The organism is Pseudoduganella sp. GW821-FHT11H04 (assembly GCF_058807935.1).
In genome coordinates, this window is record NZ_JBXARE010000009.1 from 121,213 (window position 1) to 133,591 (window position 12,379).

General features: G+C 61.9%; 9 protein-coding genes. 6 read left to right on the top strand and 3 right to left on the bottom strand.

All coding sequences use genetic code 11. The annotated features are described in order from the left end of the window. The first annotated feature begins 11 nt into the window (after positions 1-11). Positions 12-794: a hypothetical protein gene (locus AC1RTP_RS19785; protein ID WP_498609736.1), complete on the top strand. Its 783-nt coding sequence runs from the start codon at positions 12-14 to the stop codon at positions 792-794. On the opposite strand, the gene AC1RTP_RS19790 is transcribed toward AC1RTP_RS19785, so the two are convergent. Genes AC1RTP_RS19790 through AC1RTP_RS19800 form a run of 3 tightly spaced genes read right to left on the bottom strand, consistent with a single transcriptional unit; the run spans position 791 to position 4,261 of the window. After that, positions 791-1,720 (bottom strand): TFIIB-type zinc ribbon-containing protein, encoded by a 930-nt coding sequence (locus AC1RTP_RS19790; RefSeq protein ID WP_498609737.1) that lies wholly within the window; start codon positions 1,718-1,720, stop codon positions 791-793. The two genes, AC1RTP_RS19785 and AC1RTP_RS19790, sit on opposite strands and share 4 nt — an antisense overlap. Beyond that, complete coding sequence (locus AC1RTP_RS19795) at positions 1,710-2,888, bottom strand: trans-sulfuration enzyme family protein (RefSeq protein WP_498609739.1); 1,179 nt, start codon at positions 2,886-2,888, stop codon at positions 1,710-1,712. Before AC1RTP_RS19795 ends, AC1RTP_RS19790 begins: the two co-directional genes overlap by 11 nt. Further along, entirely contained in the window at positions 2,885-4,261 is a 1,377-nt protein-coding gene (locus AC1RTP_RS19800; RefSeq protein WP_498609740.1) for a pyridoxal-phosphate dependent enzyme, read from the bottom strand. The genes AC1RTP_RS19795 and AC1RTP_RS19800 overlap by 4 nt, the downstream gene beginning before the upstream one ends. A gap of 142 nt (positions 4,262-4,403) precedes the next feature. Between AC1RTP_RS19800 and AC1RTP_RS19805 the strand changes: the two genes are divergently transcribed. From AC1RTP_RS19805 to AC1RTP_RS19825, 5 genes are all read left to right on the top strand, one after another. Next, entirely contained in the window at positions 4,404-4,955 is a 552-nt protein-coding gene (locus AC1RTP_RS19805; protein ID WP_498609742.1) for a thymidine kinase, read from the top strand. Then, on the top strand, positions 4,955-5,449 hold the full coding sequence (locus AC1RTP_RS19810) for a hypothetical protein (protein ID WP_498609744.1): 495 nt from the start codon (positions 4,955-4,957) through the stop codon (positions 5,447-5,449). The genes AC1RTP_RS19805 and AC1RTP_RS19810 overlap by 1 nt, the downstream gene beginning before the upstream one ends. Before the next feature lie 173 nt (positions 5,450-5,622). Next, on the top strand, positions 5,623-7,869 hold the full coding sequence (locus AC1RTP_RS19815; protein ID WP_498609746.1) for a carboxy terminal-processing peptidase: 2,247 nt from the start codon (positions 5,623-5,625) through the stop codon (positions 7,867-7,869). 203 nt (positions 7,870-8,072) lie between these two features. Beyond that, positions 8,073-10,151 (top strand): ankyrin repeat domain-containing protein, encoded by a 2,079-nt coding sequence (locus tag AC1RTP_RS19820; RefSeq protein ID WP_498609748.1) that lies wholly within the window; start codon positions 8,073-8,075, stop codon positions 10,149-10,151. Positions 10,152-10,168: 17 nt separating this feature from the next. Further along, positions 10,169-12,322: a gluconolaconase gene (locus tag AC1RTP_RS19825; RefSeq protein ID WP_498609750.1), complete on the top strand. Its 2,154-nt coding sequence runs from the start codon at positions 10,169-10,171 to the stop codon at positions 12,320-12,322. The last annotated feature ends 57 nt before the right edge of the window (positions 12,323-12,379 follow it).

Genomic DNA, 12,379 nt, shown 5'->3' on the forward strand with positions numbered 1-12,379 from the left:
TGACTTGCGTGATGTCATGGCATATCACGGGCGGCAACGCCATGCTTCAGCACCTGGATGCGCTGCAAACGCAGCAGACCGCCTTGTTGAAGTCCATCGACGAAGCGGAGGTAAAGCACGCCGCCAACGCCAACGCCAACGCTCCACCGGTGCAATTTTGCGCTGAGCCCGAACAGTCAGCCGCAGGGGCGCTGCATTATCGCAGCACCGAGGAATTCCAGCTTTGCACGCGTCGGCGTGTGCTGTCGGAGCAGGTGGCAGTCGTGCGCAGCAACCTGCGCGACTGGCTCGTGCCATGGCGCAGTTGCTACGGCAAGGTGGCTGCGATGTTCGGTCCCTTGCCGCAGGTCGATACTGCGCCCACCGGCGCGACCCAGGCGGAGAGGGAGCGCATCATCAGGGGCGGCGTTGAAGAACAGGCGCGCTTGGTGACGCTGGTAGTAGGGACGGCCGTGCTGCCGCTGTTTTACGGAATCCTCGGCGCCGGGGCTGCCGTGGTGCGGGGCTTGTGGGCCAAGATGCGGGAAAGCCTTCTGTCCCCGCGCGATTACACGCTGGCGTTGCTGCAACTGGCGCTGGGCGCGACGATTGGCGCCTGCATTGCGTTGTTCGTGAATCCATCCGGCCAGACGCCGGGCAGTGAAATTGGCCTGCTTGGGCATTGGGCGCTTAGCACGTCGGCCCTGTCGTTCATCGCCGGCTTTGGCGTGGAAGGCGTGTTCGTGGCGCTGGAAAGCCTGGTGCGCCGCGTGTTCAATATCTCCGACCCGGCGCGGCGGTCTCCTACGGATTAGAAGAAATGGAGCCTCATGTAGGCGATGAAGCCTACCGCTGCAAGCAGGATTCCCATGGCAATCCGGAATTCAAGCTTTCTGCTCCATTGGCCCCGTTGCCCGTCCATGTACGAGTTCATCGCCCGCTGCTCGGCCAGAGCGTGGGCAGCGCTGGCGGCAGCCTCCTGGCGCATGCGCTGCGCCCCGGCTGCGGACTGCGCCAGCTCTGAGGCGCGCGCCGCAGCCGCCGCCGCATCGGTGGTATCGTGGCGCAGCACAGGAGCGTGGCAATGCGAGCAGTAGATTTCGCGCGTGGGGTCGATAGCGCCGCCGCATGCATGGCATTTGTGCTGGTCGACCGAAGCCGCATTCGGCACAGGCAGCACCGAATGCTCATCGAGCCGGTCGATTGCCATGGCCAGCCGCGTAGGATCAATCACCTCGATCGCGGATTTGCAGGCCGGACATGCGTCAACCGGCCGGTCCGGCAAAGGATGGCCGCAGTCGGCGCAGAACAGCTGCTTCCCGGCGGCCAGCAGGGCATGGATGTCAGCCCAAGCCAGCGGCCGCACGAAGCCCTTCTCCGCAAGATAGAGGATGTAGGTCTGGTAGTAGCCGTGCCCCTGCGGGCATTCCATCTGAGTGGTGCGCCCGAAGCGCGTTCTGTTGGAGACAGTCTTCAGTGCCGACTTGCAGACCGGGCATGACTGCACGCGCGCCAGCGACACAGCGTGCTCATGGTCGCCGTCGGCCTGCATCGCCGCATGGATCTCCCGCACGAAATCGGCGATGCCCGGGCCAGCCAGGCGCACCGATTCCGTGTCGTCGAACCACACCAGGCAGCAATGCGGGCAGGTGTCGATCTGCACGCGCCGCTGGTAGTGCCCGGAAAGGTCGAGCACCCGCATCGGACGCTCGCAGTTGCTGCAGCGGCGTTCAGATTGCATCAAGGGCATTACGCAAGTCTTGGCGCAGGTCCTCGATATCTTCGATGCCAACGGATAGCCGGATCAGTCCATCGCCAATGCCCAGCGTTGCGCGCTGTGCGGCCGGGATGGAAGCGTGGGTCATCAGGGCAGGGTGCTCGATCAGCGATTCCACGCCGCCCAGGCTTTCGGCCAGGGCGAACACTTCGCAGCGCTCCAGGAAGCGGCGGGCGCCGGCCAGGTCGGTATCCAGGTCGATCGAGATGATGCCGCCGAAACCGTCCATCTGTGCTTTGGCCAGGATGTGCTGGGGATGGGATTCCAGGCCCGGGTAGAAGACCTTTTTCACCTTCGGCTCACGTTCCAGCCAGCGCGCCAGTTCCAAAGCGCTCTTGCAATGGCGCTCCATGCGGATCGCCAGCGTCTTCACGCCGCGCAGGGCCAGGAAGGCGTCGAAGGGGCCGGCAATGGCGCCGACGGAGTTTTGCAGGAAGGCTAGTTGCTCGCGCCAGGCCGACTGCCGTTCCTCACTGCCCACCACGGCGATGCCGCCGATGATGTCCGAGTGGCCGTTCAGGTACTTGGTGGCGGAATGGACGACGATGTCGAAGCCCAGCTCCAGCGGGCGCTGCACAATGGGGCTGGCGAAGGTGTTATCGGCCACCGCCATGATGCCGCGCTCGCGGCAGATGCGCGCGATGGCTGCCAGGTCGGCCAGCTTCAGCATCGGGTTGGTCGGGGTCTCGACCCATACCATTTTCGTTTCGGGGCGCAGGGCCGCGAGCAGGTTCTCCGGGTTGGTCAGGTCGGCGTAGGTGAACTCGTGACCCGCGCTGCGCCGGCGCACGCGTTCGAACAGGCGGAATGTGCCGCCATACATATCGTCGCCGGCCACAATGTGCGAGCCGGCATCCAGCAATTCGAGCACGGTCGAAATTGCAGCCAGGCCGGAAGCGAAGGCAAAGGCTTGCGCACCGCCTTCGAGATCAGCCACGCAGCGCTCCAATGCCCAGCGCGTCGGATTGTGGGAACGGCCGTAATCCAGGCCTTTGTGCACGCCCGGGCTTTGCTGGACGAAAGTGGAAGTGGCGTAGATCGGCGGCATGATGGCGCCGGTCGACGGGTCGGGGTGCTGTCCGGCGTGGATGACGCGCGTGGCCAGGTGGGCTTTGGTCTTCTTTTCGCTCAAGATAGAGTCCTGCGCAAGTGATTAAGTAAATCGTAGCGGGTGATCAGGCCATAGAATTTGCTGCCGTCCGCAATGATAGCGGTTAAGCCGCGGTCGAGGGTAGCGCGCAAGGCGGGCATGCCGGCCGATGGCGCCAGGGTTTCCACGCGGGTGGTCATGGTGCCGCCCACTTCGCTTTTGAATTGCGAAGCATCGTTTTCGACCTTGAGCAGGATGTCCGATTCGTCGATGATGCCAGCCAGTTTGCCATCCTCAATCACCGGCAGTTGGGCAAGGTCGGCGGCGCGCATGCGGTTGAAGGCGATCAGCAGCGTATCGGCGGGGGCCACGCTCACCACGTCGCCATTTTCGAAAAGCCGGCCGATCAGGTCGCGCAGGTCGCCCAGTTTTCGGCGATGCGACAGGCCCTGGTCGAACATCCAGCTGTCGCTATAGACCTTGGACAGGTAGCGGGTGCCGGTGTCGCAGACGAAGGTCACCACGCGCTGGGGCTTGGTTTGCTCGCGGCAGTATTTCAGCGCCGCCGCCAGCAGGGTGCCGGTGGAGGAGCCAGCCAGAATGCCTTCTGCGCGCAGCAGTTCGCGCGCGGTGTCGAAGCTTTCCTGGTCGGTGATGGTGTAGGCCTGCGAGATGGCATCCATATTGGCGATGGCGGGGATGAAGTCTTCGCCGATGCCTTCCACGGCCCAGGAGCCGCTGGTGTCGGCCACTTTGCCAGTGTCCACGTATTCCTTGAGGATCGAGCCTTTCGGGTCGGCCAGGATGAACTTGACGTGGGGCGCGACTTTGCGGAAGTAGCGCGACAGGCCGGTCAGGGTGCCGGACGAGCCCACGCCCACCACAATAGCGTCGATCTCGCGCGCCATCTGCTCCCAGATCTCGGGGCCGGTCGTGGTTTCGTGCGCCAGCGGGTTGGCCTGGTTGTTGAACTGGTCGGCGAAGAAGGCGCCGGGGATCTCGCCTGCCAGGCGCGCAGCGTAGTCCTGGTAGTACTCGGGGTGTCCCTTGCCCACATCGGAACGCGTCATGCGTACGTCGGCGCCGAGCGCCTTCAGGTGCAGGATTTTTTCAGTGGCCATTTTGTCGGGCACCACCAACAAGACCTTATAGCCTTTGATCGCGCCCACCAGGGCCAGCCCCAGGCCGGTATTGCCGGCGGTGGCTTCTACGATGGTGCCGCCCGGCTTGAGCAGGCCATCGCGCTCGGCGGCTTCGATGATGGAAAGGCCGATGCGGTCCTTGATGGAGCCGCCGGGATTCTGGGATTCGAGCTTTAAAAATAGCCGGCATGGGCCGGTGTCTAGACGAGTGACTTCGGCAAGCGGTGTATTGCCGATCAAGCTGAATAAAGCTGCAGGACGGGTATTCTGCATTTTCTCTCCTCGCGAAAAGCGCGCATTGTGTGGCGTTTCGAATGAATCAAGAAGGAATTTCTCTGCGCTAGCTTATACCTTTTTTGGAAGATGGCGGGACGCACCGTATAATCCCGCAGCGACTTTTAATCTAGATTCCACTGTGGCAAAACTCTACTTCCGCTATTCTGCGATGAACGCAGGCAAATCGACCTCCATGCTGCAGGTCGCCCATAACTACGAAGAGCAGGGCCTGATGGTGCGCCTGTTCACCGCTGCTATCGACGACCGCTATGGCGTGGGCAAGGTGACGTCGCGACTTGGTCCGCAGCGCGAAGTGGAGCTGTTCTCGGCTGATACCAGCTTCCTGCAAGACATGCAGAAGGTGGCTTGCGTGCTGGTCGACGAGGCGCAATTCCTTACGCCCGAGCAGGTAAAGCAGCTGCATCAGCTGGCACAGGCCAAGGGCGTGCCCGTGATCTGCTACGGCTTACGCAGCGATTTTCGCGGCGAGCCATTCCCGGGTTCCGCCTACCTGCTCGCGCTGGCCGACGATATCGAAGAAATCAAAAACATCTGCACCTGCGGCAAAAAGGCCACCATGAACATCCGCGTGGATGAAAAGGGTGAGCGCATCCGCGAAGGCGAGCAAATCAGCATCGGCGGCAACGAAGCCTATCGTCAGGCTTGCGGCCGCTGCTTCTACACGGGCTGATGACGCCTGCCGTCTTATCCGGCGCTGTGGTGGCCGCGTGGCTGGGGCTGATGTTTGCCCTGCGCCGAAGCGGCTACCTGATCGCCTTGATAAGCCTGGCCGCGACCATGCTGCACGAGGCCTGTCATTTGCTGGTCGGCCTGGTCCTCAACGCACAACCACGATCGGTCACGCTTTTTCCCCGGCGCGAGGGCAATCGCTGGGTGCTGGGTGCTGTCGCATTCTCCAACCTCAATCTCTGGAATTCCGCCTTTGTCGCACTGGCCCCGCTGGCCATGCTGCCGCTTGGGGTTTGGGCCTTCCAGGCCTGGATGGTGCCGGCGTTTTCCGCCGGCGACTATCCGTCCTGGGGCCTTGCGGGCTATATCGTGGCCTGCTGCGTGTTCGGCGGCCTGCCATCCAGCGCCGACATCAGGATCGGCGCCGCTTCGGCTTTTATTTATGCATTGATCGCCGGCGCTATCTGGTGGCTGGTCGAGCGCGGCCTGCAATAATCATGGTTGCCTGGTAATAAAAATAGGCGATATGATAACTCTTAAGGTCAAATTCAGGTTCGCTTAAGACAGCAGGGGCACACTCGATGCCCCCCCTCTCCAGAAGCATGGCCTATCCTGTAGAATGGGATTAGCACTTTTCACTTGGAATCACCTACGTTCGGAGCAAGCCGATGAAGAAGCACACCCTGTTGGCCACAATGTCCCTGGCACTGGTTACCGCCTATGCAGGCGCAGCCCAGGCAGACAAGGCTGCAGATGTACCCATGAAGCCTGCAGCACAGCAGACCCAGGCCGCCTTGTGGGCGTCCCGTGTCCTGTCGCGCTACCATTACAAGGCTACGCCGCTGGACGATGCGATGTCGGAGAAGATCTTCGATCGCTACTTCAAATCCCTCGACGGCGAGAAGCTGTTCTTTACCCAGGCTGACGTCGATTCCTTCAACAAGGAAAAATCGCGCCTGGATGATGCCATCAACAGCGAAAACCTGCAGACGCCTTTCGCCATCTATAACCTGTACCAGCAGCGTTTCAACGACCGCATGGCATATGCGCGTGAGCTGCTGAAGTCCAAGTTCGACTTCAGCCAGGACGAGAGCTACCAGTTCGACCGTGAAAAGGCCGATTGGCCGAAGAACGAGGCCGAGGTGAAAGACCTGTGGCGCAAGCGCGTCAAGAACGACTGGCTGCGCCTGAAGCTGGCCGGCAAAGAGGACAAGGCGATCCGCGAGACGCTGGACAAGCGCTACGAAAACTACGTGACCCGTTCGCGCAAGCTGAATAACGAGGATGTGTTCCAGATCTTCATGAACGCTTACGCCATGTCGATCGAGCCGCATACCAACTACCTGGGACCGCGCGCTTCCGAGAACTTCGACATCGCCATGCGCCTGTCGCTGGAAGGCATCGGCGCTGTGCTGCAGAACCGCGACGAATACACGGTCATCCGCGAAATCGTGCCGGGCAGCCCGGCCGGCCTGTCCAATAAGCTGAAAGTGGGCGACCGCATCGTCGGCGTGGCGCAGGGCGATTCCGACAAGTTCACCGACGTCCTGGGCTGGCGAATTGACGACGTGGTGCAGCAGATCCGCGGTCCGAAAGATTCGACCGTCAAGCTGCAGGTGCTGGGCGCCGATGCGGGCCCTGACGGCAAGCCTTTCGTGCTGTCGCTGGTTCGCAAGAAAATCAGCATGGAAGAGCAGTCCGCCAAGAAAACCATCCTCGAAGTTAAGGATGGCGCCGTGAAGCGCCGCGTTGGCGTGATCTCGCTGCCGACCTTCTACCAGGACTGGGACGCACGCCGCAAGGGTGACAAGGATTACAAGAGCGCCACGCGCGACGTCGCCCGCCTGCTGGGCGAGCTGAAAAAAGAGAAGGTCGACAATGTGCTGATCGACCTGCGCAACAACGGCGGCGGTTCGCTGACCGAGGCTGTGGAGCTGACTGGCCTGTTCATCGACCGTGGGCCGGTTGTGCAGCAGCGTAACGCTGAGGGCCGCGTCGAAGTGGAATCCGACAATGTGCCAGGCCTCGCTTGGGACGGTCCTGTTGGTGTGCTGATCAACCGCGGCTCCGCTTCCGCCTCGGAGATCTTCGCCGCCGCCATCCAGGATTACGGCCGTGGGCTGATCATCGGCGAGCCAAGCTTCGGTAAAGGCACCGTGCAGACCCTGGTCAATCTTGACCGTTTCGGCCAGAGCGAGAAGTCGCGCTTCGGTGAACTGAAGATGACCATTGCCCAGTTCTTCCGCATCAACGGTGGCACCACCCAGCTGCGCGGCGTCACGCCGGACATCAAGCTGGCCGCTACCAGCGATGCTGACAGCTTCGGCGAATCGAGCTACGACAACGCGCTGCCATACACCCAGGTCAAGCCTGCGGTGTACATCCCTGCCGGCGAGTTGAAGGAAATCGTCCCGATCCTGGACAAGAAGCACGAAGCCCGTGTGGCCAAGGACAAGGACTACCAGTACCTGCTCGACGACATCAACTACGTGAAAAAGCAGCGCAAGGACAATGTGGTGTCGCTGAACGAAACCGTTCGCCGCAAGGAACGCGACCAGCAGGAAGCCCGTGCCAAGCTGCGTGAGCAACGCCTGGCCGCCGGCCCGTCGCCGGATGATCCAATCCCGGTGGCGGATCCAAAGGATGCGTTGAACAAGGCGATTGCCGCTAAACCGGCCAATCCGCGCGCTGCGCAACGCCAGTCCAATCAGGTTCGTGGCGCCATCCACACCGACGACGGCCTGCAAGGCGATGAGCGTTCGCTGTCGGCGGAACTGGAAGCTGAAAAAGCCGCCAAGAACGCCAAAGACGTACTGTTGAATGAAGCGGTGCACATCCTGTCTGACGAGGTAAGCGTGCTGCGCACCGATACCCGACTGGCCACCCGAGTGCTGCCGTACGTGGGAGATAAATGAGGCTGCGGTGATATTTCGATTGGTTATATCTAGTATTACTACAATAAAGTAGACGGATATACCGCGACGCAGCATAATTGCACCTGTCTCCTCTATTCTCCTCCAAGGAAATAGACTTCAGCCCGCTCCCAGAGCGGGCTTTTTTTTGGTCAAAATGCATCAGTTGTGAGAATATTCATACTTTCCATCTGGAAAGGAAATGAATGCTCCGCCGTTTGCTTGGAATTGCCCTTTGCCTCAGCCTGCCGCTTGCCCTGGCGGCGAACAATCGCGCCACCGATGCCGCTTTCGCCGCTTTGCTCTCGATGCCGGGCGCCGAGCCGGAAACCGGCAGCTGGAATACACCGGAGCCGGAGGGATTCTCCGCCGACAGCGAGAGGGCACTGATCGCCTATCTGGCGCGCCAGCTGAAGGCGGGCGGCGACTTCAACGCTTACCGCCACAACGGCACCTTGCTGCACCATGCGATTCGCGCCGGTAAGCCGGCGACGGCATTGTGGCTTTTGCAGCATGGCGCCGATCCAAAGCTGAAGGCCGAAGGCGCCGATGCGCTGGAGCTGAGCACGCGCTACAAGCTCCCACAAGTCGGCAAGGTGCTGTTGGAAAAGTACAGCATGACGCCGCCCATGATGTCCGTCACGCCGCCTGGTGCTGCCACGCCTCGCGAAGTCCCGCCATACCAGCGCGTGCAAGAGACAGTTGGCAAGAACGCAAAGTCGCCAGCCGCATTGGATAAAGCCCTGGCCGCGCTGCCGGCCGGTATGCTGGCCCAGAACTACGCGGTCGCATTGCCCACGCTCGCCAAAGCCGGTAACGTACCCGCAGAATCCTGGCGCACTCTTTGGCGCCACCTGGGCAAGCTGGAAAATAGCCCGGACGATTTCGGCTTCGCAGCCACGATCCCTTACGAACAATGGCCCGCGCTGGTCTCGGCAGGCTACCGCAACAACAGTGCAGAACATGCCCTGGGCTGTCTGCTGGCCGAAAGCACGGCTGCGGACCTGAAGGTCAAATGGATGGCGCTGGAGAAGAACTTCCCCGATTTCCGCCAGGTGGCCGCGCGCATGGTGCTGCACGCATACCGCATACCGACGGTCGGTCGCGTGTATTGCAGCACGGTTGAGGAAAAAGAGCTCAGAGCGAAGCTTGAGTGGCTGCGCGCAAACGATATCAAAACCCCTGTCTCCGGAATTGCAGCCGCCGAAGTTCAGGCGATGGCGCCTGCCACCAAACTGGCAATGCAACCCTATATCGCCAAGCCCGCCGATAAACCGCGCTTCAGCAGCGCCAAGCCGCAGTGTAAATTCACGCTGGACGACGCCTGGCTGAAGCGCTTTGCGACTGCCGAGGCGCCACTGTACGGCATCTCGCTGGTCGAAATTCCGGGCGATGCACAATGCGCAGTGCTGGCCAGCTGGCCGCCGCGCTCGGAATATGCCACTGGTGTGGTCGACAGCTTCACCGGCCCCACTTGGGAAAGCACGCCTTCCTGCGCCGACGTGCCAGATCACCAGGTGCTGTGGCGTCGCACAAAGGACGGCATCGTCACGGTCGAGCACGAGATCGACGGCTCGTCATTCAATTTCCCCGCTCCGGTGCGTGACAACGTGAGCGGACAGCTTTTCTACCTGGATAACGGTCAGCGGGCAGGCAAATGCTCCGGAAGCGATGCTCTTCCGTTCCTGTACGAGTGGCAGCGCAAGGAGAACCAGTGGCGCCTGGCCGCCAACAATAGCCGTGAACTGCAGGAAGCCCTGTTCGCACAATGCAGCGCGGCCGGCGCGGAGAACTGCAAAGGCATCAAATGGCCCGCCGAAGGCGATCCTTACTTCTACATGCTGTACAGCGACTTCCTCGGTAAATTTGCCGCGGAGCGCCGCAGCGAATACCTGGCTGCCGTCATGGCAATGGATAAAGAAAAGCTCCAGAAAATCGAGGCCGGCCCGCTGCCCGCGACCTGGGTTCGCGAAGCCATATCCGCCGTCGGCAAATCGGACCTGCTCCTGGCCGACAAGCGCAAGCGGATCGCGCACCTGTTCTACGATCACGAATTGCTGGCGCGCGCGATGGAAGAAATCTATGGCCACTCGATGGTGGAGTCGCTCGTCGCTTGGCTACCGGCGGAAGACTGGGGCCCGATTTTTGGCCTGATGCGCAAGTATCCCTACCGCTTTTATCCGCAGGGTGTCCGCGATGAGGCAGTGAATCTGAACAAGAAGCGACTGGCATGCGACCTGGATAATCTGCTTGGCCTCATTTGTGGCGAAAAGCTTGAGAACTAGGCGGTACAATCCTGTCCGTGCATACCTCGATCAAATTGACTGCAATTGGTGCTGCGGTGCTGGCGATTGCCGGCGCCGGCGGTTATTTTTACTTACATGCCCCTTCAGCGCCCCGCGCCGCCGCGCCGGTTCCGACGCCGATCAAGCGCGGACCGGTGCCGACTGAGCGCAGCTGGCCTGCGCGGCTTGAGACCGTGCTCGACTCCGGACTCGCCGATCCATTTGGCGTCGTCATCGACGGCAAGGGCAATGTCTACTTCTCGGATGGCGGCGAGCGCAATAGCGTGTCAGTGCTTGCGCCGGACGGCAGCTTACGCGTGCTGGCGGGCGGCATTGAAGGCTACCGTGATGGTGCTGGCGCCAACGCCGCCTTCAACACTCCGTCCGGCATTGCGCTGGACAAGCACGGCAACGTCTATGTCGCCGACACCGGCAACCACGCGATTCGCAAGATTGCCCCTGACGGAACGGTTTCGACCCTGGCCGGCAGCGGCATCGCCGGTTTTGCGGACGGGCAGGGCGCCCAGGCCCAGTTCAACGGCCCGGTTGGGCTGGCCGTCGATGAAGAAGGCATCGTGTACGTGGCCGACACCTATAACGACCGGATCCGTCGCATTGCGCCTGATGGCACAGTGACCACCCTGGCAGGCAACGGCCGGCCCGATCTGGTCGACGGAATCGGCGAACTCGCGCAATTCGATACACCTTGTGGAATTGCGATGGGCAAAGACGGCATCTACATTGCCGACTCGCGCAACGACGCCTTACGCCGCATCAATCCAGACGGTTCAGTGATCACGCTCGCCTTAACCCCAGAGATGGAGAAGGACGCACTCCTGCGCCGGCCAATGGCGCTGACGGTCACGCACGACGGATTCGTCTACATCGCGGTCGCCGCGCGCGGTCGCTTGCTGCAGATGGCGCCAGACGGCGCGCTGGCCGGCTTGCCAGACGCCCAGCACCCGGCCGATCCTGCCACGGGCGTCGACGGCAATGTGCAAGTCTACGGGCCACGCAGCCTCGCCATGGCTCCCAACGGCACGCTGTTGCTCGCCGATGGCCCAGCCCAGCGCCTGCACCGCATCGTCCCCGCCGCCGAGCCAGCGGCCAAGGTAGCGCTGATTACGACCGCGCACGCCGCAGCACTCGCACCAGCAGATGCATCGGACAACAGCCTGATGGCCCAGCGCAGCAAATCCCCGATGCCGTGGCCAGTGCTCCCGCAGAATCAGCCGCACGAAGTAGTCGGCCTGATGGGCGAGGTGCGCGGAAGCTATGACGGCGACAGCCGACACCACTTCCACGCCGGACTCGATGTGCAGGCGGACGTCGGCAGCTCCGTGCACGTGGTGGAGAAGGCCAAAGTCAGCGACCCGCTCCCCAACTGGGCGTTTGGCTCGGTCTCCGAAGGCATCAACCTCGGCACCACCAGCTACATCCACATGAAGGTCGGCCGCGACAAAAAGAACAAGCCCCTCGACGACCGCTTCCAGCTCCTGCTGGACGACAAAGGCAAACCAGAACGCGTCCGCGTACGTCGAGGTACACGATTTGACGTAGGCGACCAGCTCGGCGTGGTCAACACGATGGCGCACGTCCACCTCGACCTGTTCGACCGAGGCCGCGTAGTGAATCCGCTCGCGCTGCCATTCCCCGGCCTGCAGGACACCGTTGCGCCCACCATCCAGGGCATTGCCCTGTACGACGCCAACGACAAACGCCTGCCAGTAAAAAAAGGCAAGCGGCTCGAAGTATCAAGGGAATTGGGCGAAGTGGACGTCGTGGTCGACGCCTTCGACCAGATGGACGGCAACCTGGCACGGCGGCGCCTCGGCCTGTACCAGCTTGGCTACCAAGTGCTGCAAGCTGACGGCACCCCGCTCGCAGGCTACGAGCAGCCCCGCATCATGCAAACCTACGACCAGCTGCCGAAGCAGCGCGAAGCAGTCAAGGTGGTGTACTCCGCCGACAGCGGCATCACGGTCTACGGCAGCAAAGCAACGCGCTTCACGTACTCGCTGCTTAGCCGCCTCGAGCATGGCGAAGTCACCCCAGGCCGCTGGCAAGTCAGTCAACTAGCGCCCGGCAACTACACCCTGCGCATCTACGCCGCCGACTTCGCCGGCAACACCGCCACCACCGGCCGCGACCTGCCAATCACTATCGAATAGAAATTCGGGGTCAGGTCGAGCAAATGGACAAAGCGCGCAGCGCTTTGTCCATTTGCT

What these genes read in the sequence shown, in the direction of transcription:
- AC1RTP_RS19785 (WP_498609736.1), top strand. Translation starts at nt 12, where the DNA reads ATGTCATGGCATATCACGGGCGGCAACGCCATGCTTCAGCACCTGGAT.
- AC1RTP_RS19790 (WP_498609737.1), bottom strand. Translation starts at nt 1,720, where the DNA reads ATGCAATCTGAACGCCGCTGCAGCAACTGCGAGCGTCCGATGCGGGTG.
- AC1RTP_RS19800 (WP_498609740.1), bottom strand. Translation starts at nt 4,261, where the DNA reads ATGCAGAATACCCGTCCTGCAGCTTTATTCAGCTTGATCGGCAATACA.
- AC1RTP_RS19810 (WP_498609744.1), top strand. Translation starts at nt 4,955, where the DNA reads ATGACGCCTGCCGTCTTATCCGGCGCTGTGGTGGCCGCGTGGCTGGGG.
- AC1RTP_RS19815 (WP_498609746.1), top strand. Translation starts at nt 5,623, where the DNA reads ATGAAGAAGCACACCCTGTTGGCCACAATGTCCCTGGCACTGGTTACC.
- AC1RTP_RS19820 (WP_498609748.1), top strand. Translation starts at nt 8,073, where the DNA reads ATGCTCCGCCGTTTGCTTGGAATTGCCCTTTGCCTCAGCCTGCCGCTT.